This window comes from Paraburkholderia caffeinilytica (genome assembly GCF_003368325.1).
Classification (GTDB): Bacteria; Pseudomonadota; Gammaproteobacteria; order Burkholderiales; family Burkholderiaceae; genus Paraburkholderia; species Paraburkholderia caffeinilytica.
Genome location: NZ_CP031467.1, coordinates 2,609,743 through 2,636,315, shown reverse-complemented (window position 1 = coordinate 2,636,315; position 26,573 = coordinate 2,609,743). Strand labels below are relative to the sequence as shown.

The window sequence follows — 26,573 nt, the reverse complement described above, 5'->3', positions numbered from 1 at the left end:
CTCGCCCAGCGTCGAACATTCGACATGCCCAGGTCGACGGGTCATCCAACAAGCAGGCGCTGTGCGCCTGCCGCTTGCTCACCGCCCGCCATTCGCCACCGTTTCCGCCGACTCCGGCGCCTCCGCGGCACGTTGCTGCTGCAACGCCCACATCTGCGCGAAGAGGCCGTTCGCACTCAGCAACTCGGCGTGCGTCCCTCGCTCGACGATCCGTCCTTTATCCATCACGATGATTTGCTGTGCGTGCACCACCGTGGAAAGCCGATGCGCGATGATCAGCGTCGTGCGCTCGCGGGCGATCTGATCGAGTTCATGCTGGATCGCGCGTTCCGAACGCGAGTCGAGCGCCGACGTCGCCTCGTCGAACAGCAGGATCGGCGGATTCTTGAGAATGGTCCGGGCAATCGCGACACGCTGCTTTTCTCCGCCGGACAACTTCAGGCCACGCTCGCCGACCGCGGTTTCGTACCCCTTCGGCAGCCCTTCGATGAAGTCGTGAATATGCGCCGCACGCGCCGCCGCGATCACTTCCTCGCGCGTGGCCGACGGCCGGCCGTAGGCGATGTTGTAGTAGATCGAATCGTTGAACAGCACGGTGTCCTGCGGCACGATGCCGATCGAGGCACGCAGCGAATCCTGCGTGACGTCGCGAATATCCTGGCCGTCGATGGTAATAGCGCCGCCCGTTGTGCGGTCCAGGTCGTAGAAGCGGAACATCAGCCGCGCGAGCGTCGATTTGCCCGAACCGCTATGACCGACCACCGCCGTGGTGCCGCCCGCCGGAATCGTGAAGCTCACGTCGTGCAGAATCTGCCGCGCCGGCTCATACGAGAAGTTCACATGCTCGAAGCGCACCTGCGCGCCGCTCACCCGCAACTCGGGCGCGTCCGGCACATCGGGCACCTCCCGGGTCGCGCCAAGCAGCGTGAACATACGGTCCATATCGGTGAGGCTTTGCTTCAGTTCCCGATACACGACGCCGAGAAAATTCAGCGGAATATAGAGCTGCAACATGAAGGTGTTGATCAGCACCAGATCGCCGAGCGTAAGGCGCCCGGCCATCACGCCCTCGGTCGCGCGCCACAGGATGAACACCAGCCCCGTGCCGATGATCGCCTGCTGCCCGAAGTTCAGCGCCGACAAGGAACGCTGCGATTTGATCGCGGCCGTGCGATAGCGCTTGAGATTTTCGTCGTAACGTTGCGCTTCCCACTCTTCATTGCCGAAGTACTTCACTGTCTCGTAGTTGAGCAGCGAATCGATCGCGCGCGAATTCGCCTTCGAATCGAGATCGTTCATCGTGCGGCGGAAATGCGTGCGCCACTCGGTGACCTTCACGGTGAACGCGATGTACACGGCGAGCGCAACGAACGTGACGATCGCGTAATACGCCTCGTATTTGACGACGAAAAAGCCGAGCACGAGACCGACTTCGACCAGTGTCGGCAGGATGCTGTACAGCGAATACGATATCAGTTGCGTGATGCCGCGCGTGCCGCGCTCGATATCGCGCGACATGCCGCCCGTCTGCCGATCGAGATGAAACCGCAACGACAGGGCATGCAGATGGCGGAACACTTTCAGCGCAAGCTGCCGCACCGCGCTTTCGGTCACCTTCGAAAACAGAATTTCGCGCAGCTCGGTAAACAGCGAGGTGGAGAGCCGCACCACCGCGTAGGCGACCACCATCAAGCCAACGCCGCCAAGCAGCACGATGCCCGGCGAATCGTGCGCGCGGCCGAGCGCGGTGAGATGCTTCACCGACGCAAGGCCGTCGATGATCCGTTTCATCACGATCGGCACGCCGAGATTGGCGACCTTCGCGCCGATCAGGCAGCTCAGCGCAAAGCCGACGCGCCACTTATAGGTGGCGAGGTAAGGCAGCAGCGACAGGATCGTTTGCCAGTCGTTGCGCGGCTGGGTCGAGATCGGGGAAGGTTCGGACGAAGGCGTACGGCGCATGGGATCGGCTGGGGAGAGTGTGGAAGCGACGGAGTTCGCAGCGGCGCGCCGACCGGCAGCATGCCAACCCGGCATCCTGCTTTATGTCGCGCGACCCGGCTGGGCGCTTTCCCGTACAATTCCTGATCTTTCTATTGTCGCAGAAGCTGGCTGGCGCCGCTTTCCCCCCATGACCAATCTCCTTCAACTTCCGCAAAAGCCTTGCGCGCTGCGCGTCGTGCCGCAACCGTCCGACGCGAATGTCCACGGCGACGTGTTCGGCGGCTGGATCATGGCGCAAGTGGATATCGCCGGTTCGATTCCGGCGAGCCGCCGTGCCAACGGACGGGTGGCGACCATCGCGGTCAATTCGTTCGTCTTCAAGCAGCCGGTGTTCGTCGGCGATCTGCTGAGCTTTTACGCGGATATCGTCAAGACGGGCAACACGTCGGTGACCGTGTCCGTCGAGGTCTACGCGCAGCGCATGAGCCTGACCGAAGACCTCGTGAAGGTCACCGAGGCGACCCTGACCTACGTCGCGACCGACAGCGACCGCCGCCCGCGCGCGCTGCCCGTGCTGGATTGAGCGGCGGACACTGAACGAAAACGAGACGCCTCGGCGCCTCGTTCAGCTTCATACGTCGTACTTTGCCGGGATGTGCCTGGCGAGGCTGCGTTCGCCGAGCCGCCTGGGCCAGATCCCCAGCGCAAGCACGGCCGGGCCGGCACCTTCCATCTGACCCGCGGCCGCTTACTGGCTCGCCGCCGCGCCCGCTGCGGCCTTCTTCTGCGCGTTCTGGATATCCGTCGGATAGTTCGGATCGTTGCGCGACGGGTTATACCCGTTGCTTTCCAGTTGCTTCAACTCGGCGTTCTTCTTCGCCCGCGCCTGCTTGCGGGCAGCCTTGCGTTGCGCCTTGGCGGCTGCCTTGGATGCGGCCGACGGTGTGGCAGCGGGGGCGGCAGTGGCCTGATCGCCCGCCGGAGCACTACCGCCGCTTTGCGCGAACGCCGGTGCAGCCGAAGCCACGCTCAGTACAACCGATGCGAACAGCACAGCCCATTTCTTTGCAGGTGAAGAAGTCATTTTTCTCTCCAGTCGGATTGGCGGATATTCGACGGCGAAACGCCCATGACCGAGTGCGAGCAGCGAAAAGCGGGCGCAACGCCACGTGAATCGATGCTTCATGGTTCCCAGCGAAGTCTGAGATGGGAATCACGAATATATACGACTGCCACCCGGCCGGAAACCGCTTTGCACGGTGAAACGCCGCCTAAGTGCCGCCTGAGTGCCGCCTGAGCGGCGCGAGGCGAGACTGGCGCTCACTCGCCGCCGTGCAAATAGGCGTCGACCTGTGCTTCGATCCACTGCGCGAAATGGGCCTGTTTCGCGTTGAGAATTTCGCGTTGCGGCCACACCAGCCAGTACGGATACCGGTACGGCACGCGGACATCGGTGATCTGCACCAGCTCGCCGCGCGCCAGCGCATACGCGACCAGACTGCGCCGTTCGAGCGCGATGCCCTGCCCCAGCAAGACCGCGCCCAGCACGATGTTCGAATCGTTTGCAGACAGCACGACCGCCTCGGCGGCCGGCGCCGCCACCTGTGCCGCCTCGCACCATTCGGCCCACGGCGTGTTGGGGCTGGAGATCAACGGACACGCGATCACGTCCTCGGCGGTGACGGGAAAGCGGCCGTCCGGCCCGAACGTGAAGTGCGGGGCCGCGACCACCAGCACGTCGTCATCGAACAGTTTCTGCTGCGCGACGTCCGGCCAATGGCCTTGTCCCATGCGGATGCCCATATCGCTCACACCCTGGCGCAAATCCTCGACCTGCAGCGTCGTCAGCAGACGAATCCGGTAGTACGGATGTGTCTCGCGGAAGCTCGCGAGGCGCGGCACGAGCCAATGCTGCGCAAACGACGGCACGGTCGCGATGACCAGTTCGCTCGCGTGTGGGCGCGCCTGCGCGCGGCGCGTCGCCCGCGTAATGTCGCGCAGCGCCGCCCGTATTTCGAGCGCGTAGAGCCGGCCTTCCTCGGTAAGCCGCAGGCCGCGCGCTTCGCGCACGAACAGCGCGACACCCATCGAATCTTCCAGCACCTTGATCTGCTGGCTCACCGCCGAGTGCGTGACATGCAATTCGCGCGCCGCCTGGGTCACGCCGCCCAAGCGGGCGACGGCTTCGAAGCAGCGCAGAGCAGTGAGGGGCGGGATTGGCTTCATGTAAGAAATTCTGACGTAAACCGTCGATTAATGTCGCTTTTTTTGCCTTGCCAAGCGCCTTAATCTATTGGTCTGATGCATCATAAACACCGTCTGGCAAGCGAACAGCCGCCGACTCGCCCGCCCAGGCCGGCCATGTAGATCTTCTAACGGAAATGAGATGAAACTGATCGGAATGCTGGATTCGCCCTACGTGCGCCGCGTCGCTATCTGCCTGAAGTTGCTGAAGCTCGACTTCGAGCACCAGTCGGTTTCCGTGTTCAGCACGTATGAGGCGTTCGCGAAGATCAACCCGGTCGTGAAAGCGCCCACGCTGATCCTCGACAACGGCCAGAGCGTGATGGATTCGTCGGTGATCCTGCAGTATGTCGCCACACTCGCCGCGCCGGACCAACGGATCTTCCCGACACAGCCGGAGCACTGCCTGCGCGCCGCTCGCCTCACGGGCCTGGCGCTGGCCGCCTGCGAGAAGAGCGTGCAGATCGTCTACGAACGCACGCTGCGTCCGGCGGACAAACAGCACGAGCCGTGGGTCAATCGCGTGACCGAGCAATTGCACGCCGCGTACCGCGAACTCGAAGAGGAACTCGCGTCGGCCCCGCTGCCGGTCGAACCGAACCATTTTGGCGCGGTGGACGTGACGGTGGCCATCGCGTGGAATTTCACGCAGATGTTCCTGCCGGAGATCGTCGCCAAGGCGGACCATCCGCGCCTGCAGGCGTTTTCCGAGGTGGCCGAGCAACTACCGGTGTTCCTCGACACGCCTGCCGTCTGACATACCGGCCGCGGGGGAGCGGGGAGCCGAACTACACCGTCTCCGTTTCCCGCCCCACTCGGCCTTGGAACAACGCCGAAATCGCATCCGTCGACAACGGCTTCGCGAAGTAGAAGCCCTGCATCTCGTCGCACGCACGCTCTTTCAGAAAGTCGAGTTGCGCCGACGTCTCCACACCTTCAGCGATCACCTGCAGTTTCAGCGAATGCGCGAGCGCGATGATCGCCGAGGTGATCGTTTCATCGTCGCCCGACACGCCGATATCCGACACGAACGAGCGGTCGATCTTCAAGCGGTCCACCGGAAAACGCTTCAGATAGCTGAGACTCGAATAGCCGGTGCCGAAATCGTCGATGGCAAGGCCGATGCCGAGCGCGTGCAACTCGTTGAGCATCGACACCGCCTCCTCCGCGTTGCGCATGATGGTGCTTTCGGTGAGTTCGAGTTCGAGATACTGCGGTTCGAGCCCCGTCTCGGCGAGCACCTGCATGACGAGCTTCGCGATATCGCGCTGCTGAAAAACGCGCGCCGACAGATTCACCGACACCCGCGCCGGCGGCAATCCTTCGTCCTGCCAGGCCTTGTTCTGGCGGCACGCTTCGCGCAAGACCCACTCCGAGAGCGGCCCGATCAGGCCGCTCTCTTCGGCGACCGGAATGAACAACGACGGCTGCACCAGGCCGACGTCGGGATCGTGCCAGCGCACCAGCGCCTCGGTGCCGACGATCTGACCGCTCAGGATATCCACCTGCGGCTGGTAGTGCAGCAGGAATTCATTGTCACGCAGCGCGCGGCGCAAGCGCCGTTCGAGATTCAGGCGCGCGCCCGCGCTCGCATTCATCTCCGGCTGATAGAACTGGAACGTATTGCGGCCCATGTCCTTCGCGCGATACATCGCGAGGTCGGCCTTTTTCATCAGCGTTTCCGCGTCTTCGCCGTCTTGCGGAAAGAGGCTCGCGCCCATGCTGCAGCCGACATACAACTCGGTGCCGTCGAGCCATACCGGCTCCGAAATCGACGCGCGCACCCGCTCCATCCACGCGATCAGCGACTGCTCGTCGACGGTATCGGTCATCACGATCACGAACTCGTCGCCGCCGTGCCGCGCGACCGTGTCGCTGGTTCGCGTGCAACGGGCGAGCCGCTCAGCCACCACGCCCAGCAAGCGGTCGCCGACGCTATGGCCGAGACTGTCGTTGACGTTCTTGAAGCCGTCCAGATCGATGAACACGACCGCGACGCCCTTGTGATGCCGCTGCGCGACGATCAACGCATGCTGCAAGCGATCGCGCAGCAGGTTGCGGTTCGGCAACCGTGTGAGGCTGTCGTAATTGGCCTGATATTCGAGTTGTTCCTGATAGCGGATCAGATCCGTCACATCGTTGATCACGCCAATGTGGTGCGTGATCACGCCCTCCGCGTTCGGCACGGGCGCAATGAACAGCTGATTCCAGAACAGCGCGCCGTCCTTGCGATAGTTGCGCACCACGGCGCTCACCTCGCGATTCGCGGCGAGCGCCTGGCGAATCAACGCGACGCCTTCCTGGTTGCGGTCGTCGCGCTGCAGGACACGGCAGTCGTGACCGATCACTTCGGCGGGATCGTAGCCGGTGATCCGCATGAACGCAGGGTTTACGTATTCGATCAGATTGCCCGCCGGCGACGGCGCGGTAATCAGAATCGCGTTGACGCTCGCATCGAGCGCGCGGCTTTGCAGACGCAAGGCCAGATCGGCGCGCTTGCGCTCGGTGATGTCCGTATACGAGCCGAGCACGCCGATCACGCGGCCGTCGCTATCGGTGAACGGCAGCTTGCTCGTGACCGTGGTGCGGTGCACGCCGTCGATCACCAGGTCGACCTCGAAACTCATCTTCGGCACGCCGGTGGTCACCACCTCCTTGTCGTGCCCGTTCAGCAGGTCGGCGAAGGCGCGCCACGGCATGTCGCTGTCGCTCTTGCCCACCACCTGCTCAGGGTAAGAGAGCCCCGCGTCGCGTGCGAACGCCATATTGCAGCCAAGATAGCGCGACTCGCGATCCTTCCAGAAAATGCGCTGCGGGATGTTGTCCATCACCGTTTCGAGCATCTGGTTCGAACGCTGCGCTTCGGCTTCCGTGTTGATCTGTTCGGTGACGTCGTCGGCCAGCACGAAGAAGGCGGCGCGGCCCATGAAGTTGAGCGCGTGATACGAAATATCGGCGCTGATCGTCGAGCCGTCCTTGCGCCGGTGATGCCAGACACCCGCCATCGTGCGGCCGTGTTGCAGGACGTCGCTGCGCTGCAGGTGCGATTCGAGGCGTGAGCTTTCAGAATTCGGCCGGATCGCGCGAATCGTCATGCCGAGGAATTCGCTTTCCGAGTAACCGTATTGCTGAATCGCGGCCGCGTTGACGGCGAGAAAGCGCAGCGTCTCGCGATCGAAAATGTACATCGGCACCGGATGATCGTCGAACAGGCCGCGGAAGCGCTCGTCGTTGCGGCCGAGCGCGCGAACGGCGCGCAGTTTCTCGCGCGCGCTGCTTTCGCGCGCCCCGAACGTGAAGATCAGAAGCGCGCTGCCGGCCAGCATTGTCACGATCAGCAGGAACATGGCGCGCTGCGTTTCGTTCGCGGAACTCGCGAGCGACGCCCGCAACGCCCCATTCTCCTGCTTGCGCAACGCCGCCAGGCCGTCTTCCACACGGCCGAGGCCCAGCCCGAGATGCGTGTAGGTCGACGCCGCCCAGGCGCGCGATTCGTTCGGCGTCGCGCTCGCGCTCTTCAACAGCGCGTCGTCGATATCACGTTGCAGCGCATGACTGTCCGCGCTCAGCCTGGCGAGCGTCTCGAGCATGGCCGGTTCGCCCGCAAGCTCTTTGCGCAACTCGCGCTCCAGACCGGCCAGCGACGCCGTCATGGCGGCGGCCTCGTTGACAGGCGCGGCCACGCCCGAAGCTTCGAAACGGCCGAGCGCGGCCAGCCCGCCGTCGAGCGCCGTATGGTAGGCGTCGAGGTTCTGACGCACGCTCGTCGAGCGCAGCATGCGAGCGTCGGCGTCGCGCTGACCGCAAATCTGCGTATAGGCGACGAACGCGTTCGCACCGACCGCCGCGGCGACGACTGCCAGATTGATCAGCAGCCGCTTCGATAAAAAAGGAGTCATGGGTTCCGAACGTCAATCGTTCTGAGGGCGGGAGCGCGGGGTCGCTTCCAGTGCGCCGGGTCGCACCGAGTCGAGTTTCTTTACGCGCCAACCCATGGATAACGGCAGGGTTCGGAACAGGTTGAGGGGATGAGGTGAAATATTTCGCGGATCGAGCCGGGTACGCCCAACTGGGAGCGCCTAGCCGCCGGCGCCTGGGTGGCAGCGCCCGCCGGGATATTTCCGGGCGGTCCGCACCTAGCCGGCCGCACCAAACTCCTTCATCGCAGGGATGAAGTCGTGGTTGCTTTCCGGCTTGCGCGACAATTTGGCGAGCACGTAGCGCTTGAACGGCTCGAGTTCGGCCCACTGAGCGACACGCGGCGTAGGCAGGCCAGCCAGCCCCGCCTGATGCACGACACCGTCCGGCACGGCATCCGTGCGGCGCCAGGCAGGCGCTTCCTCGGGCGTGAACCACTCCGGCTCGATATTCGCGTGCGTGCGCAGCATCTCGAACAATGCGTGGTCGAAATTCGGCTCGATTTCCGCGTCTTCTTCGACTGGAAAACGCGCCAGCAGCTTGCGATCTTCGAGCGGCAGCAATTGCCACTGCTCGAGGCTGATGCGCAGCCCGAAACGATCGAGGTTGAAGCGCACCGACATCGGGATGTAAGTGAAATTCTCCGAGGACGCGACTTCGAAGTTGAACAGAAGCGGTGCTTCGTTGAGTCCCATGACAGTATTCCTCTTTGGTGGCGGGCAACACGCAAGCCCAGCTTGAGGTATTTTAGAACCTTATTCGCGCGATAGCGGCGCGGTCTGGCACCGCTTCGCGCCGCCGCGCCAGGCTGCAAGCCGCTCGAACGCGCGCAGCATGAAAGGAGTGACGTAGCTTGAACGAACTGGAAACAGCCGGGCAGCCCGGCGCCGTGGAGCGCCAGGTGCAGCGGCATCGCGGCGCGGCGGTCGAAACCGTCACCGATCACGTCGGTCAGGAATGGCCGGTGGCGCTCGTCTTCAACGGCATCTCGCACGCGGTGATGATGTGCACGCCGCGCGATCTGGAAGCGTTCGCGGTCGGTTTTGCGATCTCGGAAGGGATCGTGGAACGCGGCAGCGACATTCAGGACATCGAGGTCGAGCTGCACGACGACGACGAATTGCCGCATGCCGAAGTGCAATTGAAAGTGGTGCAGCAGGCTTTCGTCGCGCTGAAGGAAAAGCGCCGCGCGCTTGCCGGGCGCACCGGCTGCGGCGTATGCGGGATCGAAAGCATCGATCTGCTGGATCTGAAACCGGAACGCGTGACGGACACCGGCTTTCTGCAGCGGCTTGCACCGGACGCGATCGCTTGCGCCGCACGCGAGTTACCGGAACACCAGGCGCTGACGCGTCTGACCGGCGGCCTGCATGCCGCCGCATGGTGCGATGCGGCAGGCGCGATCCGCTATGCGTTCGAAGACGTCGGCCGTCACAACGCGCTCGACAAGCTGATCGGCCAACTCGTGCTCGATCGCGTGGATACCCGGGAAGGGTTTGTGTTTCTGTCGAGCCGCGCCAGCTACGAGCTGGTGCGCAAGGCGGCGCGCGTCGACGTGCCGATGGTCGCGACGATTTCGGCGCCGTCGTCGCTGGCGATTGCGATCGCCCGCAAGGCGGGCGTACGGCTTGTCAGCTTCTGCCGGGAAACCAGCTACGTCGACTACGACACCTTGCAGCCGACGCAAGCTTGAGCGCTCCAGACAGCGCTCCCGGCGCCTGAACGATTTTCAGGCGCCTGTACCCTGGACGCAGCCGCTTCGCAGCCGGTCAGTCGAACTGCCGGAAGTCCGGCTTGCGCTTTTCGAAGAACGCCTTGAACGCCTCGCGCGCTTCCGGCGCGAGCAGCATCTTGCCGAAGTGCACCGCTTCCTCGGTCATCTGCGTTTGCAGCTCATGCTGGCTGGCGCGCTTCATCAGACTCTTCGTCACCCGCAGCGACGACGCCGGCAGCGCCGCCAGCTTCGCCGCTTGCGCGGCTGCGAATGCTTCGACTTCAGCCGCGGGCAGCACGCGATTCACGATACCCATGCGGTGCGCTTCGGCGGCGTCGAATGCTTCGCCGAGCAGCAGCTTTTCCGCTGCGGCCTGATAACCGGCGACGCGCTGCAATAGCAAACTCGAGGCCGCTTCCGGACACAGCCCGAGTTGCGTGAACGGCAGCGAAAAACTCGCCGCATCCGCCGCATAGACCAGATCGCAGTGCAGCAGGAGCGTCGTGCCGATGCCGACTGCCGGCCCCGCCACCGACGCCACCACCGGCTTTTCCGCCGAACTGATCGCACGCAGGAACTGGAATACCGGCGAATCTTCGCCGCCTGGCGGCTTCTTCATGAAGTCTTCGAGATCGTTGCCGGCACTGAAAATGCCGGCGCTGCCGCGAATCAGAATCGCCCGGATCGATGCATCGCCTTGCGCTTCGACCAAGGCGTCGGCCATCGTCTGATACATCGCGGCCGTGATCGCGTTTTTCCTGTCGGGCCGGTTGAAGGCAATCGTCAGCACGCCGTTGGCGCGCTCGACCAGAATATCCATTGTCATCTCCTCGTACTCCTGGTTACTGCGGTTTGCTGCCGAATGAAAAAACGGCTCGCAAGCCGGAAAGCCTGCGAACCGTTTTTGCGGTCCCTAGGGGATCACCGCGGAGATAACCGCGGGGATCGCTACGAGGGTCGCCGGGGGAACCTGAGCGAACATGATCAAAGACGTTCGATGATGCCCGCTGCGCCCATGCCGGTGCCGACGCACATCGTCACCATGCCGTACTTGAAGTTGCGGCGGCGCAGGCCGTGCACGACCGTCGACGCGCGGATCGCGCCCGTCGCGCCCAGCGGGTGGCCGAGTGCGATCGCGCCGCCGAGCGGGTTGATCTTCGCCGGGTCGAGACCGAGGTCCTGAATCACCGCCAGCGATTGCGCGGCGAACGCTTCGTTCAGCTCGATCCAGTCCATGTCGTCGATCTTCAGGCCGGCGGCTTTCAGTGCAGCCGGAATCGCTTCCTTCGGACCGATGCCCATGATTTCCGGCGGCACGCCGCGCACGGCGAAGCTGACGAAACGGGCGAGCGGCGTCAGGTTGAATTCCTTCAGCATCTTTTCCGACACGACGATCAACGCGCCCGCGCCGTCCGACGTCTGCGAGCTGTTGCCCGCCGTCACCGACCCCTTGTTCGCGAACACCGCGCGCAGTTTCGCCAGACCTTCCAGCGACGTTTCCGCACGCGGACCTTCGTCGAGCGCGACTTCACGCGTCTTCACCTTCACTTCGCCAGTGGCGAGATCCGGGAAACGCTCGGTGATCGTGTAGGCGGCGATTTCGTCGTTGAATTCACCGGCTTGCTGCGCGGCGATGGCGCGGCGATGCGATTCGACCGAGAACGCGTCTTGCGCTTCGCGGCTGATCTTCCAGCGCTCCGCGACCTTCTCAGCGGTCAGGCCCATGCCGTAGGCAATACCGATATCTTCGTTGCGATCGAAGATATGCGGCGACATCGACGGCTTGTTGCCCATCATCGGCACCATGCTCATCGATTCGCAGCCGCCCGCGATCATCGCGTCCGATTCGCCGACGCGAATGCGGTCAGCCGCCATGGCGAGCGCAGTCAGGCCCGAGGCGCAGAAGCGGTTCACCGTGACGCCGCCCACCGTGTTCGGCAGGCCGGCCAGCAGCGCGCCCATCCGCGCGACGTTCAGGCCTTGCTCGGCCTCCGGAATCGCGCAGCCGATGATGGCGTCTTCGATCACCTTGGTATCGAGGCCGGGCACTTGCGCCACGGCCGATTTGATCGTGTGCACCAGCAGTTCGTCCGGGCGCGTGTTCTTGAACATCCCGCGCGGCGCCTTGCCGATCGGCGTGCGGCTCGCGGCGACGATGTATGCGTCTTGCAATTGCTTTGTCATTTAAAGCTCCGTTGTCGACCGGAGTTACCGCTTTAGCGGTTACTCCGGTCCCATGCAATTTATTGCGGTCGCTCGCCGCGTTAATTACGCACCGGCTTGCCGGTTTGCAGCATGCCCATGATCCGTTCCTGCGTCTTTTGCGTGCCGAGCAGATCGACAAACGCTTGACGCTCGAGTTTGAGCAGCCATTCTTCGTCGACGAGGCTGCCCGCTTCCACATCGCCGCCGCACACCGCTTCCGCGATACGGCCGGCGATCAGGAAATCGTGCTCGCTGATGAAGCGGCCGTCGCGCATGTTGACGAGCGACGCCTTGATGGTCGCAATCGCCGAGCGGCCCGCCACCGGCACCTGCGTGACACGCAGCGGCGGACGGTAGCCCGCGGCGGACAGCGCGCGCGCTTCCTTCTTCGCGATGTCGAGCAGTTCGAACACGTTGAATACGATCGTGTCGGACGGCTTCAGGTAGCCCATGGCGCGGGCGTCGAGCGCCGAGGCCGAGACCTTCGCCATCGCCGCGTTCTCGAACGACTTCTGCACGAACTTCAGCAGGTCGTTGGTCGCGCCGGCTGCGGTTGCGGCTTCCGCCGCGCGCAGTGCCGCTTCTTTCAGACCGCCGCCCGCCGGCACGAGACCCACGCCGACTTCAACCAGACCGATGTAGCTTTCGATGTGCGCGACACGCTTCGCGCTATGCAGCGCCAGTTCGCAACCGCCGCCGAGCGCGATGCCCGACACGGCCGAGATCACCGGCACGCTCGCGTACTTCACGCGCAGCATGCCTTGCTGGAACTTCTTCACGAACGGCTCGATGCCCTTCGCGCCGCCCATCATGAACGCGGGCATGGCTTCTTCGAGGTTCGCACCGGCGGAGAACGGGCCGCCCGGCGTGCCGAGTTTCAGCGACGTGGGCTGCCACACGACCAGCCCCTTGTAGTCCTTCTCGGCCAGTTCGATGGCTTGCGTCAGACCGTCGATCACCGACGGTCCGATCGTGTTCATCTTGCTCTTGAACGACACGATCAGGACGTCGTTCTCGCCGGCACGGTCGTCGACCCACGCGCGCACGGCGTCGGTTTCGAACAGCGTCTTGCCGTAGGTCTTCGGATCGGCCGAGGTTTCACCGACCAGCGGTGCACGGAATACCTGCCTGTCGTAGACCGACAGCGACGAACGCGGCACAAACGTCTTCGACGCCGGCGACCAAGAACCCTCGTTCGTATGCACGCCGCCCTTCTCGGCAACCTGACCTTCCAGCACCCACGAAGGCAGCGGCACGTTCGAGAGCGCCTTGCCTGCCGCGATGTCTTCCTGCACCCATTCGGCGACCTGCTTCCAGCCGGCCGTCTGCCAGCCTTCGAACGGACCTTCGTTCCAGCCGAAGCCCCAGCGAATGGCGAGATCGACGTCACGCGCGTTGTCGGCGATCGATTCGAGATGCACGCCGATGTAGTGATACACGTCGCGGAAAATCGACCACAGGAATTGCGCTTGCGGATGCTCCGATTCGCGCAAGAGCTTCAGACGCTCTGCCGGCGGGCGCTTCAGAATACGGCCGACCAGTTCGTCCGCTTTCGCGCCGCCGTCAACGTACGCGCCCGTTTTCGGGTCGAGCACCTTGATGGCTTTGCCTTCCTTCTTGTAGAACCCGCCGCCGGTCTTCTGACCGAGTGCGCCCTTCTTCACGAGTTCAGCCAGCACGGCCGGTGTTTCGTAGACCGGGAAGAACGGGTCGTCCTTCAACGTGTCCTGCATCGTCTTGATGACGTGCGCCATGGTGTCGAGACCGACCACGTCCGCCGTGCGGAACGTCGCCGACTTCGCGCGGCCCAGACGCGAGCCCGTCAGGTCGTCCACTTCGTCGAAACGCAGGCCGAACTTTGCGGCTTCGGTAATCACCGCGAGGATCGAGAAAATACCGACGCGGTTAGCAATGAAGTTCGGCGTGTCTTTCGCCCGCACGACGCCCTTGCCGACCACGCTCGTCAGGAACGATTCGAGTTGATCGAGGATTTCCGGACGCGTGGTCGCGGTCGGAATCAGTTCGACCAGGTGCATGTAACGCGGCGGATTGAAGAAGTGCACGCCGCAGAAGCGTGCCTTCAGTTCATCCGAGAAACCGTTCGACAGTTCGGTGATCGACAGGCCCGACGTGTTGGTCGCGAAAATCGCATTCGGCGCGATATGCGGCGACACCTTCTTGTACAGGTCGTGCTTCCAGTCCATGCGTTCGGCGATCGCTTCGATCACGAGGTCGCACTCGGCGAGCTTCTCGATGTCGTCGTCGTAGTTCGCGGGCTGAATGTATTGCGCGTCGTCCTTCACGCCGAACGGCGCGGGCGACAGCTTCTTCAGATTCTCGATCGCCTTCAGCGCGATCGCGTTTTTCGGGCCTTCTTTGGCAGGCAGGTCGAACAGCAGCACGGGCACCTTGGCGTTGATCAGGTGCGCCGCGATCTGCGCGCCCATCACGCCGGCGCCGAGCACGGCTACCTTGCGAATGATCAGATTGCTCACGTCGTTCCTCCGGGGAGTTATGCGGTGTCGCGAAGGTGTCTCTTATGTTTCGCGATGTGTGGCTTGTGGCGGTGGAAGGCGCCACGCCGCTTGAGGGCGTGGCGCTTGCCGAGAAGTGCGTGCCTTAGAACAGCGACTCTTCGACGTCCATCATCGATTTCGAACCGGCGCGTGCCTGGCGAATCGTCATGGCCGTTTCCGGCAGCAGCTTCGCGAAGTAGAAGCGTGCAGTCGCGAGCTTGGCCTTGTAGAACGGATCGCCCGATGCTTCGTTGTCCAGCGCGATACGTGCCATGCGCGCCCAGAAGTACGAGAACACCAGATGGCCGACGGTGCGCAGATACGGCACGGCGGCAGCGCCGACTTCGTCCGGGTTCTGCATCGCCTTCATGCCGATTTCCATCGTCAGCTTCTGCACCTTGTCACCGATGTCGGCGAGCGGGTTGATGAACTCCTGCATTTCCGGCTTCACGCCTTCGGCTTCGACGAAGTCCGACACCAGCTTGCCGAACTTCTTCATCTTCGCGCCCATGTCGCCAAGAATCTTGCGGCCGAGCAGGTCGAGCGCCTGAATCGCGTTGGTGCCTTCGTAGATCATGTTGATCCGCGCGTCGCGCACGTATTGCTCCATGCCCCACTCGGCGATGAAGCCGTGGCCGCCGTAGATCTGCATGGCGTGGTTGGTGCTTTCGAACGCGTTGTCCGAAAGGAATGCCTTCAGGATCGGCGTGAGCAGCGCGACCAGATCCGCCGCTTCCTTGCGCACCGATTCGTCGGCGTGCGACAGTTCCTTGTCGATGTGCAGCGCGGACCAGTACGAGAACGCGCGCGCTCCTTCGGCATAGGCTTTTTGCGTGAGCAGCATGCGGCGCACATCCGGATGCACGATGATCGGGTCAGCGGCTTTTTCCGGCGCCTTCGGACCGGTCAGCGAGCGCATTTGCAGACGCTCTTTCGCGTACACCAGCGAGTTCTGATAGCCGATTTCGGTCAGGCCCAGGCTCTGCATGCCGACACCCAGGCGCGCGGCGTTCATCATCACGAACATCGCATTCAAGCCCTTGTTCGGCTCGCCGACCAGCCAGCCCTTCGCGTTGTCGAGATTGATCACGCAGGTTGCGTTGCCGTGAATGCCCATCTTGTGCTCGATGGAGCCGCACTTCACGCCGTTGCGCTCGCCCGGTTCGCCCGCTTCGTTCGGGATGAATTTCGGCACGATGAAGAGCGAAATACCCTTGGTGCCCTTCGGCGCATCCGGCAGACGCGCAAGCACCAGGTGAACGATGTTCTCGGCGAGATCGTGTTCGCCGCTGGAGATGAAAATCTTCGTGCCGCTGATCGCGTACGAGCCGTCGCTGTTCGGTTCTGCCTTGGTGCGCAGGATGCCGAGGTCGGTGCCGCAATGCGGTTCGGTCAGACACATCGTGCCGGTCCAGACGCCCGCGACCAGCTTCGGCAGATAACGTTGCTGCAGCTCCGGCGTGCCGTGCGCATGCAGACATTCGTACGCGCCGTGCGACAGACCCGGGTACATGGTCCACGCCTGGTTCGCCGAATTCAGCATTTCATACAGCGCGTTGTTCACGAACGCGGGCAGGCCCTGGCCGCCGTAGTCCGGATCGCAGCCGAGTGCCGGCCAGCCGGCTTCCACATATTGCTTATAGGCTTCCTTGAAGCCCTTCGGCGTGGTCACGACGCCGTCGCCGACGTACGTGCAGCCTTCCTGGTCGCCGCTGTGATTGAGCGGGAACAGCACTTCGGAGCAGAACTTGCCGGCCTCTTCGAGCACGGCATTGATCGTGTCCGCATCGAGATCCGCGTGCTTCGGCATCTGCTTGATCTCGGCTTCGACGTTAAGCAGCTCGTGCAACACGAATTGCATGTCGCGCAGCGGCGCGGCGTACTGTCCCATGACTCTCTCTCCCAAGTTTGACAAGGAGCCAGGCTGTTAGCTGAGTCCGTGGATCGGATCTTTCAGCGCCGCTGAATCTGCTTGAAGTTCGGCGGTTCTGCTAACGGCTTTCGCTCTGATACGAAACAATCAATTTTTCCAACGCGGCCCACGTAAGACGCACTGCGTCCGGCAAGTGCAGGAAGCGCGCGTCGTGATGCAGGCCGAGCGTGAAGCTGTACAGTTCGAACAGCATCAGCTGCGGATCGGTATCCGCGCGCAGATGCCCTTCTTCCATCGCCTGCGAAATTGCCCGCGTGAGCGCCGCACGCCACATCGTCACGCTCGACACCAGTTGCTCACGCACCGGGTTGTCCCCGCGGTCGTCGTACTCGACGGCGCCGCTGATGTAGATGCACCCCGTGGTGACTTCCTGGATGCGTTTCTCGATCCAGCGGGAAATCATCGCGCGCAAGCGTGGCAATCCACGAGGCTCACGCAAACTCGGGAAAAACACCTCGTCTTCGAAACGACGGTGGTATTCGCGTACGACCTCGACCTGCAAGTCCTCGCGCGACCCGAAATGCGCGAACACACCGCTTTTGCTCATCTGCATGCGCTCGGCCAGCAACCCAATCGTCAGACCTTCCAGTCCGTCGCGGCTTGCCAGATCGAGTGCTGCTTCGAGAATCGCGGCTCGTGTTTGTTCGCCTTTTCGCATAGCTTTTTACCGTTCTAATGTGACCGAAAGAAAATCGAACGGCCGTACTATTATTGAGTGCCGCCGTCCGCGAAACAAGGACTTTATTAGAAACCGGTTTCTAACCTGGCTTCAATTCTGCGGCATCCGTCAATCAGAGGAAGGAGATTTTTTAGAGGCGTTTGCCTTCTCCTGTTTCCATTCATTGACACCGCGCCCTTGCGCTTATGTGAGAGAGGGGGAAGCGCTAGTCGTAGCCACCCACCGTCAATAGCTTCATCAAGGCCCGATAGGTCGTGTAGGCAAACCAGTTGAGCGCGCGCTCGCCCGCGGGGCGGGCCTCGTAGCGGGCTTCGTCGATCCGGCGCGAATCCTTGAAGGCGGTGAGGATCGCTTCGCGCAGCGCGCCGATCGACGGGTCGTTCACCAGCACCACATTGGCTTCGTTATTGAGCATCAGACTCAATGCGTCGAGGTTCGACGACCCGACCGTCCCCCAGTTCGAATCCACCACCGCGACCTTGCCATGCAGCATGGTTTTCTCGTACTCGGCGATCTGCACGCCGGCTTTGAGCAGCGCGCGATACAGGAACGGCACCGCGTAATCGAGCGCCTTGAACTCCTTGCGCCCGATGATGAGCTTCACGTCGACGCCGCGCCGCGCCGCGAACACCAGCGCGCGCCGCAGCTTGCGGCCCGGCATGAAGTACGGGTTAGCCAGCAGCACCTCGCTGCGGGCCTGGCCGATCGCGGTCAGGTAAGCCTTTTCGATGGCGCGCCGGTTGATCAGGTTGTCGCGTGCGACGAAAGCCACGCATGGCTGACCGCCGGCCCACAACGTCTCATTGCGGTTGCGGCGCCGGCGGCGCAGGGTGCCGAGCGACGCCATGGTCTTCGGCCCGAGATCGGGCCCAAGCGAATCCAGTGGCCGATGCCCAAGGCGAATGCGCCGCCACTGCACCTCGAACGCCTGGCGGATATCGGCGACCACCGGCCCGTGCAGCTCCGCCGCGAAATCCCAGCGCCGGTAAGGCAGCTTCTCGCCGTTGTTCTCGTAGTCGTCGACGACGTTGATGCCGCCGCAGTAGCCGAACTGATCGTCCACCACCGCGATCTTGCGGTGCGTGCGCGAGAAGCCGAAACGCCCGAACAGATGCGGGTTGTAGATACGATGGTCGACGCCGGCGAGCAGCCATTCGTTGAACATCGGCAGGCGCTCGGTGCCGATGCCGTCGGTAATCACCCGCACCTTCACGCCGCGCGAGGCTGCACGCAGCAAGGCCGTGCTGACAGCCCGACCCGCGCTGTCGTCACAGAAGATATAGGTTTCGAGAACCACGTCGCTCTGCGCCGCGTCGATGCGTTCGATCAGCGCGGCGAAGTACTCGTCGCCGGAACGCAACAGCTTGACCTCGTTGCCGCTGGTGAAGCGGTAGCGCTGCCAATAGCGGCGACCGAGCAGCGCTTGCCGGAGTCGCGCGAAACGGCGCGCGCCGCCGACGCTCACCGGGCACGCTCCTCGGGCCGGCCATTCAGGCGCCCGGCGAGCCGTTTCGGCAATTGCAGGATCGCGTCGGCATTCGACGACGAAAAGCAGCGCGAGGCCGCCTCTTCATAGGGCAGCCACAGAAACGCGGTGTGCTCGCGCGGCGCGAGCGTCACCTCGAGCTGCTCGGGCACTTCCAGGCTGAACCAATGCTCGGTGTTGTGGATCACGCCCTCGGCGTAGCGATGCCGGAACTGGGGGTAAATCTCGTATTCGATCGAGTACCGCCAGTCGAACAGCGCGCTAGGCGGCACCAGCCTGCCGCCGATCATGATGCCGGTTTCTTCCGCCACTTCACGCGCCGCGGTTTCGGCAAGCGGTTCGTCGAGCCGGTCTTTCGAGCCGGTCACCGATTGCCAGAAATCCGCGTGATCGGCACGCCGGATCAACAGCACGTCGAGCGCGGGCGTATGGATGACGACAAGTACGGATTGCGGGATCTTCGGCGGTTTCGGCATGGCGTAAAAACTGGGCGCAACGCTTGCGCGGTACATGTCGGCGAGTGGTCGAATAAGCGGTCGAGACCGGTTGCTGCGACTGTAACGCAAAAAACGAAAAAGGCGCACGCGCGCCTTTTTCGTTTGCTTCTCTGCGTAACGCCGGCTGCCGGTTTTCAGCCAGCCGGCGTTCGCCCGGCTTAGACCTTCGGTTCCGGCTGACGCAGACGGATGTGCAACTCGCGCAGCTGGCGCTCGTCCACTTCGCTCGGCGCCTGCGTGAGCAGACACTGCGCGCGTTGCGTCTTCGGGAACGCGATTACGTCGCGGATCGAATCGGCGCCGGCCATCATCGTGATGATGCGGTCCAGACCGAATGCGATACCGCCGTGCGGCGGCGCGCCGTACTGCAGCGCGTCGAGCAGGAAGCCGAACTTGGCTTGTGCTTCTTCCGCGCCGATCTTCAGCGCACGGAACACCTTGCTCTGCACTTCTTCACGGTGGATACGCACCGAGCCGCCGCCGATTTCCCAGCCGTTCAGCACCATGTCGTAGGCCTTGGCGAGGCAGCGCGCCGGATCCGTTTCCAGATACTCGAGGTGCTCGTCTTTCGGGCTCGTGAACGGGTGATGTGCGGCGACGTAGCGGTTGTCTTCCTCGTCGTATTCGAACATCGGGAAGTCGATCACCCACAGCGGCTTCCAGCCGGATTCGACCAGACCGTTGGCCTTGCCGAATTCCGAATGGCCGATTTTCAGACGCAGCGCGCCCAGGCTGTCGTTCACCACCTTCGCACGATCCGCCGCGAAGAAAATAATGTCGCCGTCTTGCGCGCCGGTGCGCTCGATGATCGCCTTGACCGCTTCGTCGTGCAGGTTCTTGACGATCGGGCTTTGCAGACCGTCACGGCCCTTCGCCACCTCGTTGACCTTGATCCACGCGAGGCCCTTCGCGCCATAGATGCGCACGAATTCCGTATAGCTGTCGATGTCGCCACGCGTGAGCTCGCCGCCCTTCGGCACGCGAATCGCCGCGACGCGACCGTCTTTCGTGTTGGCCGGCGTGCTGAACACCTTGAAGTCGACGTCTTTGACCGCGTCCGTCAGGTCGGTGAATTCGAGCTTCACGCGCAGGTCCGGCTTGTCCGAACCGAAGCGGCGCATCGCTTCCGAATATTCCATGACCGGGAATTTTTCGGCCAGTTCGACGCCGATCGTTTCCTTGAACACGTGACGGATCATCGCTTCGAACAGATCGCGGATTTCCTGTTCCGACAGGAACGAGGTTTCACAGTCGATCTGCGTGAATTCCGGCTGACGGTCGGCGCGCAGGTCTTCGTCGCGGAAGCACTTGACGATCTGATAGTAGCGATCGAAGTTGGCGACCATCAGCAACTGCTTGAACAGTTGCGGCGATTGCGGCAGCGCGAAGAACTGGCCCGGGTTGGTGCGTGACGGCACCAGGTAGTCGCGCGCGCCTTCCGGCGTGCTCTTGGTGAGCATCGGCGTTTCGATGTCGATGAAGCCCAGCGAGTCCAGATACTTGCGCACTTCGATCGCGACGCGGTAACGCAGACGCAGGTTGTGCTGCATCTGCGGACGGCGCAGGTCGAGCACACGATGCGTCAGGCGCGTGGTTTCGGACAGGTTGTCGTCGTCGAGCTGGAACGGCGGCGTGATCGACGCGTTCAGCACGATCAGCTCGTGGCACAGCACTTCGATCTTGCCGCTCTTCAGCGAGGCGTTCGTCGTGCCTTCCGGGCGGGCGCGAACCACGCCCTTGATCTGCAGGCAGAATTCGTTGCGGACGCCTTCGGCCGTCTTGAACATCTCCGCGCGATCCGGATCGCAGACGACCTGAACGAGGCCTTCGCGGTCGCGCAAGTCGATGAAGATGACGCCACCATGGTCGCGGCGGCGGCTTACCCAACCGCACAGCGAGACGGGTTGGCCCAGCAGTTCTTCGGTCACCAGACCGCAGTATTCAGATCTCATCGACATGATGTTTGTCTTTCGTTTTGCATTGGTTGGACGGCGCGCGGCGATAAACGCTGCGCGCCGGCATTACAGCGGAGGCTCGACTGTCGTGCGGCGCACGAGCGCCGGAGGCGCGGACGGCGCCACGACGCCCATCGAGACGATGTACTTGAGCGCGGCGTCGACTGTCATGTCGAGTTCGATCACTTCGCTCTTGGGCACCATCAGGAAGAAGCCGGACGTTGGGTTCGGCGTAGTCGGCACATATACGCTGACGTAATCTTCTTTCAGGTGGTTGACCACGTCGCCACCCGGAATGCCGGTCAGAAACGCAATCGTATAGGAACCGCGGCGCGGGTACTCGATCAGGAGCGCCTTGCGAAACGCATTGCCGCTGCTCGACAACAAGGTGTCCGACACCTGCTTCACGCTGGTGTAGATCGGGCCGACCACCGGAATGTGAGCAACCACGACTTCCCACCACTTCACGAGCTTCTGCCCGATGAAGTTTTGCGTCAACAGCCCGACGACAAAGATGAACGCCAGCGTCAGCACCGCGCCGAGCCCCGGCAAGCGGAAGCCCAGCACGCGCTCCGGCTGCCATGAGGTCGGCAGCAGCAACAGCGTCTGGTCCATCGTGCCGATGATCAGGCCGAGCACCCACAGTGTGATGGCCAGAGGCACCAGCACCAGCAGGCCAGTCAGGAACACCGATTTGAGCGTCGTTTTTTTCGTCGTCATGTGTATCGCCAGAAAGCCGCGCGAGCCGATATCCGACGCGCGGCGTGTGCGCCGCCCCGAAAGGCGGCTGTCCCACTAGGCGCTGCCGGAACCGCTCGAACTCGCCGATGCGGCGGGCGCGGCGGGCGTTGCGGCGGCGGAAGGCGTTGCGGCGGCCGTGCCGTTGGCCGAAGCCGTGTCGGATTTCGCTGCGCCGTTATTCCCGGTTGCGGCGTTCTCCCCCGAATTCGCATTCGAGCCGCCATTCGCGTCGGACTTGGCCGGCGCGCCCGCGCCGCCGTTACCGCCGCGGAAATCGGTTACATACCAGCCGGAGCCCTTCAACTGGAAACCGGCTGCAGTCACCTGCTTGCGGAATGTGTCTTTCCCGCACTCGGGACACTGCGTCAACTGGGGGTCGCTCATCTTCTGAAGCACGTCCTTCCCGAAGCCGCATGACTCGCAACGATAAGCGTAGATCGGCATGAACTTTTCCCTACTGAAATCTTGTAAACGCTTGCAAAGCTTTGAATTATAGCCGTATATGGCTAGACACCCGCGAATTTCGGGGACAAACGCCGGGCGCAGCCACCGTTCACGTAAATGGGGGCGGCCGCGATCGAATCAAGTGCGGCCCGAGCCACCGGGGCTGGACGCCGACGCTAATTCCTCCGGCTCGCAGCTTGCGTCTCGAACCCGATCGGCCAGCAAACATCGCGGCCACCATCGACCACGGCCGCGCGGCGCACTCAACCGCGACGGCGCCAGGTCATCCAGCGCTCGCGGCCGGCAAAGACGGCAATCGAGTCGCTCACGGCTTCGTCTTCGATCAGATCGAAGTACGGATTGAGCAACGCGTCGAGTTCAGCTCGCTCGATGCCGAACGGCGGCCCTTTCGGCGTCGCGCCGATGAAATAGAAACCCGCCAGCAGTGCGCCCTCAGGCAACAACTCGGCCATCCGCTGCGCGTAGTCTGCACGGCGCGCCGTCGGCAGCGCGCAAAGGAACGCGCGCTCGTAGATCCAGCCCGGCGTGAATGGCGGTTCGTAAGTGAAGAAGTCGGCCTGCTCGACCCGTTGCGCGTGCTGCGCGCCCAACTGCTCGCGCGCTGCCGCCACGGCGGCCGGCGAAAAATCGATCGCCTGGACCGGATTGCCCCGCTCGGCCAGCCAGAGCGCCTCGTAGGCGCTGCCGCAGCCGGGAATGAGCACGGCGGCGGCGCCATGCCGGATAGCGAAAGACTGAAACGCCGCCGGCACGCCCGCCTGATCCCACGGCGTGAAGTGATGTTCGAAGCGCTCGTCCCAAAACTCTGGCGAGTTGGGGTCACGCGTCGCGAAGTCCGGTGCGGACGGCTGGTTCGGGTCGCTCATGCGATGCCTCGTAGGGTTCGGGATCACCCGCCGTTAGCGAACGCCAGAAACGCCCGCGCCAGCACCGCGCCGACACCGACCGCCACGCCGAACATCAGCAAGCCTTGCAGCAGACGATTGGTGCGCTTCTGTTCGAGCAGAATCTGCCGAATCATGTCGTCGTTCGTACCGCGGGCATTGTCATGGCGGTGAGCCAGCACATGGTGAATCAGGCGCGGCAACTGCGGGAGCGTCTTGCTCCACTGCGGCGCTTCGATCTTCAGCCGCTCGTACCAGCCACGCAGGCCGATCTGCTCATTCATCCAGCGTTCGAGATAGGGCTTGGCCGTTTTCCACAAATCCAGTTCAGGATCGAGCGAGCGGCCGAGCCCTTCAACGTTCAGCATGGTTTTTTGCAGCAGCACCAGTTGCGGCTGAATCTCCACGTTGAAGCGGCGCGAGGTCGAAAACAGGCGCATCAGCACCTGGCCAAGCGAAATATCCTTCAACGCGCGGTCGAAATAGGGCTCGCAAACCGCGCGAATCGCGCTTTCCAGCTCTTCGACCCGCGTCGTGGGCGGCACCCAGCCCGACTCCAGATGCAGCGTGGCGACACGGTGGTAGTCACGCTTGAAGAACGCGAGGAAGTTCTGCGCGAGGTAATTCTTATCGAAGTCCGACAGCGCGCCGATGATGCCGAAGTCGAGCGCGATATAGCGGCCGAAGTGCGCCGGATCGAGGCTCACCTGAATGTTGCCCGGGTGCATGTCGGCGTGGAAAAAACCGTCGCGGAACACCTGAGTGAAAAAGATTTCGACGCCCTCGCGCGCCAGCTTCGGAATATCGACGCCCGCCGCGCGCAGCGTCTCCACCTGGCTGATCGGCACGCCGACCATGCGCTCCATCACCAGCACCGTGGGCGTGCAGAACTCCCAGTACATTTCCGGCACCAGCAGCAGATCGAGCCCGGCGAAGTTGCGGCGCAACTGGCTGCCGTTGGCCGCTTCGCGCATCAGATCGAGCTCGTCGTGCAGATACTTGTCGAATTCGGCGACCACCTCGCGCGGCTTGAGGCGCTTGCCGTCGGCCCACAGGCGCTCGGCCCAGACGGCGATGTCGCGCAGCAGCGCGAGGTCGGAGTCGATCACCGGCAGCATGTTCGGGCGCAGCACCTTCACCGCGACGGCCTTGCCGGCATGCTGTCCCGCCTTCACCGTCGCGAAGTGCACCTGCGCGATCGACGCGCTCGCCACCGGCACCCGTTCGAAATCGTCGAACAGCACGTCGACCGGCGCGCCAAGCGACTTTTCGACCAGCCCGATCGCTACCGCCGAATCGAACGGCGGCACCTGATCCTGCAGCTTGGCCAACTCATTGGCGATATCGACCGGCAGCAGATCGCGCCGCGTGGACAGCACCTGGCCGAACTTGACGAAGATCGGCCCAAGGCTTTCGAGCGCAAGCCGCAAGCGCACGCCCGGCGGCGCCTCGAACTTGCGGCCGATAGTGGTGATACGCAGCAACAGACGCACACGCCGGTCGTTGACGCGGCTGAGCATCATCTCATCGAGACCGAATCGAATGACCGTGAAGAAAATCTTGAGGAAACGCAGAAAACGCATGGTTGTGCCCGATGACTAGCGCGTGCCGCGCGACGTGGCGGCGCCGCCCGGCGCATTGGCGCCGCGGGCTTCGACCTTCTGTTCAAGACGCTCGATGCGCTTTTCCACGCGCGCCAAAGCATCGCGGGCGCGGGCCAGTTCGACATTGAAGTCTTCCAGCGCGGCGCGACGCACCAGTTGCGGATTTTCGTCGAGCAGATATTCCGCGGCCGTATCGAGCAGATTGCGCCCGGTACGCCGCGCGTGTTCGCCGACCGTGCGCACGACCGACGCGACTCGCCACGCCGGGCCGTCGCCGATCAGCTTCGCCAGATCCTCTTCCGGCTCCCAGCGCAGATGCTCGGCGAGTTTGGCGATCACCGTCGCAAACTCGGCATCGCCGTCGATCTTCACGTGCTTCATCACGGCGGCCTGGCCGCCTTGCACGAAGGCCGGCAGCGCATCGGACGGCACCGAGATGGTCACGTCGAACTGTTGCGCCTCGGTTTCCTCGACCGCGCCCAGATAGCCGTCCGGCTGCACCAGCAGCATGAGCGTGACGGGCGGACAGGATAGCCTGGCGGTCTTGCCCGAGTACGGTGCGAGGCGCTCGCGGGCCCACGATTCGCGGGCGAGCAGATGATTGACAGCAGCAGCGAAGGGCTTGGCGGCGAGGGTCATTGAAAGTGGCAAGAAAAAACCCGCGCGGGCGAGGTGCCCGCGCGGGTTCCTATTGTAACGTCCGTTCGCTTCGCGGCCTGCTATGCCGAACGGCCTATGCTTTGTGCAAAGTCAGGACGAGCAGGACTGCCCCGGCCCTGTCCCGCCGCCTCAGTGCTGTGCCACCTGCTGAATGCCGGCCAGCAGCCAGCCTTCGCCGGGGCGGTTCGACTTCGTCAGGTTCCAGACCTCGACGAACGGCTCTGCCGCCGCACCCGCCGATTCGCGGATCAAGCCGGAAAAGCGCACGCTGGCGAAGTATTCGGTTGCACGTTCTTCAACGCCCAGCAACTCAGCGTTCAGCTGCACCACGTCCGTCTGATTGGACTCGGCACCGCGCGACGACAGATCGACCTTCACTTCCGCAAACATTTCCGGCGTGGTGAATTCGCGGATGTCGTCCATGTTGCCGACGTCCCACGCAGCTTGCAGGCGCACGAAGTACACCTTGGCGTTGCGGAGGAACGCTTCCGAATCGAAGCCGGCCGGCACTGCCGGGGCGGCGTTGATGGAGGGCGTGGTCAGCGGATTGCCTTGCGGTTCAAGGTACGAGCCAGTGGGCGGAGCGGTGTAACGCGGTTCCTGCGTGTAGCCGGTGCCGCCCGCATTCAGCGACGGTGCGCCGCCGGCGTACGCCGGTTGGGCCGTATCGCGCTTGCGGCCCATGAAGCGGCGAATGAGCCAGATGCCGATCATCGCGATGACCGCGATCACGATGATGTTGGCCATGGCGCCGGCGAACGCGCCGCCCAGACCGAAGTGCGACAACAGCGCGGCAATACCGAGGCCGGCCGCCAGACCGGCGATCGGCCCGAGCCAGCGCGAGCGGTTAGGCGCCGCGGCCGGCGTCGGCGCGGGCGCCGGTGCCGGCTGCGCGCGCTGCTGCATGGCCTGATTGCTTTGGGAAGGTTGCGACGGGGCCGACTGTTGCTGAACCGTGTTCGACTGGCGGCCAATGCTGCGGCTGCCGCCCAAGCGGCGGGCTTCCGCATCGAGCGAGGCGAGCGAGCCGGCCATGATCAGACCGACCACCGCGATCAGTCCGATTCTTCTCGCCAACGACCGCTTAACCTTACGGGGAGATAACACGCCTGAATCGGACATTTTCGT

Annotated in this window: 22 protein-coding genes; 3 read left to right on the top strand and 19 right to left on the bottom strand. The window is 63.4% G+C overall.

Annotated elements, in window-relative coordinates:
- Positions 1-78 precede the first annotated feature (78 nt).
- On the bottom strand, positions 79-1,962 hold the full coding sequence (locus DSC91_RS28120) for an ABCB family ABC transporter ATP-binding protein/permease (protein ID WP_115781849.1): 1,884 nt from the start codon (positions 1,960-1,962) through the stop codon (positions 79-81).
- Between the two features lie 169 nt (positions 1,963-2,131).
- Here DSC91_RS28120 and DSC91_RS28115 point away from each other — a divergent pair, with 169 nt between their 5' ends.
- Positions 2,132-2,527, top strand: coding sequence for an acyl-CoA thioesterase (locus DSC91_RS28115; RefSeq protein WP_115781848.1), 396 nt, complete (start codon positions 2,132-2,134; stop codon positions 2,525-2,527).
- Positions 2,528-2,692: 165 nt separating this feature from the next.
- Here the strand turns inward: DSC91_RS28115 and DSC91_RS28110 are convergent, their stop codons facing one another.
- The gene (locus tag DSC91_RS28110) at positions 2,693-3,028 is read right to left on the bottom strand and encodes a DUF4148 domain-containing protein (RefSeq protein ID WP_115781847.1); all 336 of its coding nucleotides are present in this window, start codon (positions 3,026-3,028) and stop codon (positions 2,693-2,695) included.
- Positions 3,029-3,264: 236 nt separating this feature from the next.
- Positions 3,265-4,170: a LysR substrate-binding domain-containing protein gene (locus tag DSC91_RS28105; RefSeq protein ID WP_115781846.1), complete on the bottom strand. Its 906-nt coding sequence runs from the start codon at positions 4,168-4,170 to the stop codon at positions 3,265-3,267.
- A 160-nt stretch (positions 4,171-4,330) separates the two neighbouring features.
- Here DSC91_RS28105 and DSC91_RS28100 point away from each other — a divergent pair, with 160 nt between their 5' ends.
- Positions 4,331-4,945 (top strand): glutathione S-transferase, encoded by a 615-nt coding sequence (locus DSC91_RS28100; protein ID WP_115781845.1) that lies wholly within the window; start codon positions 4,331-4,333, stop codon positions 4,943-4,945.
- 31 nt (positions 4,946-4,976) lie between these two features.
- Here the strand turns inward: DSC91_RS28100 and DSC91_RS28095 are convergent, their stop codons facing one another.
- On the bottom strand, positions 4,977-8,087 hold the full coding sequence (locus tag DSC91_RS28095; protein WP_115781844.1) for a sensor domain-containing protein: 3,111 nt from the start codon (positions 8,085-8,087) through the stop codon (positions 4,977-4,979).
- Between the two features lie 237 nt (positions 8,088-8,324).
- Complete coding sequence (locus DSC91_RS28090; RefSeq protein ID WP_115781843.1) at positions 8,325-8,801, bottom strand: nitrate reductase associated protein; 477 nt, start codon at positions 8,799-8,801, stop codon at positions 8,325-8,327.
- A 158-nt stretch (positions 8,802-8,959) separates the two neighbouring features.
- On the opposite strand from DSC91_RS28090, the gene fdhD reads away from it, so the two are divergent.
- Positions 8,960-9,799: a formate dehydrogenase accessory sulfurtransferase FdhD gene (fdhD, locus tag DSC91_RS28085; protein ID WP_115781842.1), complete on the top strand. Its 840-nt coding sequence runs from the start codon at positions 8,960-8,962 to the stop codon at positions 9,797-9,799.
- A gap of 76 nt (positions 9,800-9,875) precedes the next feature.
- On the opposite strand, the gene DSC91_RS28080 is transcribed toward fdhD, so the two are convergent.
- The 14 genes from DSC91_RS28080 to DSC91_RS28015 form a co-directional block, all read right to left on the bottom strand.
- On the bottom strand, positions 9,876-10,646 hold the full coding sequence (locus DSC91_RS28080) for an enoyl-CoA hydratase (RefSeq protein WP_115781841.1): 771 nt from the start codon (positions 10,644-10,646) through the stop codon (positions 9,876-9,878).
- Between the two features lie 158 nt (positions 10,647-10,804).
- On the bottom strand, positions 10,805-12,004 hold the full coding sequence (locus DSC91_RS28075; protein ID WP_115781840.1) for an acetyl-CoA C-acyltransferase: 1,200 nt from the start codon (positions 12,002-12,004) through the stop codon (positions 10,805-10,807).
- Between the two features lie 80 nt (positions 12,005-12,084).
- Positions 12,085-14,520, bottom strand: a complete 2,436-nt coding sequence (locus DSC91_RS28070) for a 3-hydroxyacyl-CoA dehydrogenase/enoyl-CoA hydratase family protein (protein WP_115781839.1) — start codon at positions 14,518-14,520, stop codon at positions 12,085-12,087.
- A gap of 124 nt (positions 14,521-14,644) precedes the next feature.
- Positions 14,645-16,432 carry an acyl-CoA dehydrogenase C-terminal domain-containing protein gene (locus tag DSC91_RS28065; RefSeq protein WP_115781838.1) on the bottom strand — a complete coding sequence of 596 codons (1,788 nt, stop codon included), beginning with the start codon at positions 16,430-16,432 and terminating at the stop codon, positions 14,645-14,647.
- Positions 16,433-16,532: 100 nt separating this feature from the next.
- Positions 16,533-17,132: a TetR/AcrR family transcriptional regulator gene (locus tag DSC91_RS28060; RefSeq protein WP_115781837.1), complete on the bottom strand. Its 600-nt coding sequence runs from the start codon at positions 17,130-17,132 to the stop codon at positions 16,533-16,535.
- Positions 17,133-17,358: 226 nt separating this feature from the next.
- The gene (gene clsB / locus DSC91_RS28055) at positions 17,359-18,618 is read right to left on the bottom strand and encodes a cardiolipin synthase ClsB (protein ID WP_115781836.1); all 1,260 of its coding nucleotides are present in this window, start codon (positions 18,616-18,618) and stop codon (positions 17,359-17,361) included.
- Positions 18,615-19,115: a dihydroneopterin triphosphate diphosphatase gene (gene nudB, locus DSC91_RS28050; RefSeq protein WP_115783535.1), complete on the bottom strand. Its 501-nt coding sequence runs from the start codon at positions 19,113-19,115 to the stop codon at positions 18,615-18,617. Before nudB ends, clsB begins: the two co-directional genes overlap by 4 nt.
- Before the next feature lie 179 nt (positions 19,116-19,294).
- Positions 19,295-21,094 carry an aspartate--tRNA ligase gene (aspS, locus tag DSC91_RS28045; protein ID WP_115781835.1) on the bottom strand — a complete coding sequence of 600 codons (1,800 nt, stop codon included), beginning with the start codon at positions 21,092-21,094 and terminating at the stop codon, positions 19,295-19,297.
- Positions 21,095-21,157: 63 nt separating this feature from the next.
- The gene (locus DSC91_RS28040; protein ID WP_115781834.1) at positions 21,158-21,811 is read right to left on the bottom strand and encodes a DUF502 domain-containing protein; all 654 of its coding nucleotides are present in this window, start codon (positions 21,809-21,811) and stop codon (positions 21,158-21,160) included.
- Between the two features lie 75 nt (positions 21,812-21,886).
- Positions 21,887-22,276 (bottom strand): FmdB family zinc ribbon protein, encoded by a 390-nt coding sequence (locus DSC91_RS28035; RefSeq protein WP_115781833.1) that lies wholly within the window; start codon positions 22,274-22,276, stop codon positions 21,887-21,889.
- Between the two features lie 263 nt (positions 22,277-22,539).
- On the bottom strand, positions 22,540-23,163 hold the full coding sequence (locus DSC91_RS28030; protein ID WP_115781832.1) for a methyltransferase domain-containing protein: 624 nt from the start codon (positions 23,161-23,163) through the stop codon (positions 22,540-22,542).
- 23 nt (positions 23,164-23,186) lie between these two features.
- Complete coding sequence (ubiB, locus tag DSC91_RS28025) at positions 23,187-24,764, bottom strand: ubiquinone biosynthesis regulatory protein kinase UbiB (protein WP_115781831.1); 1,578 nt, start codon at positions 24,762-24,764, stop codon at positions 23,187-23,189.
- A gap of 15 nt (positions 24,765-24,779) precedes the next feature.
- Positions 24,780-25,424, bottom strand: coding sequence for a ubiquinone biosynthesis accessory factor UbiJ (locus tag DSC91_RS28020; protein WP_115781830.1), 645 nt, complete (start codon positions 25,422-25,424; stop codon positions 24,780-24,782).
- Between the two features lie 150 nt (positions 25,425-25,574).
- Positions 25,575-26,567, bottom strand: coding sequence for a Tim44 domain-containing protein (locus tag DSC91_RS28015; RefSeq protein WP_115781829.1), 993 nt, complete (start codon positions 26,565-26,567; stop codon positions 25,575-25,577).
- Positions 26,568-26,573: the final 6 nt, after the last annotated feature.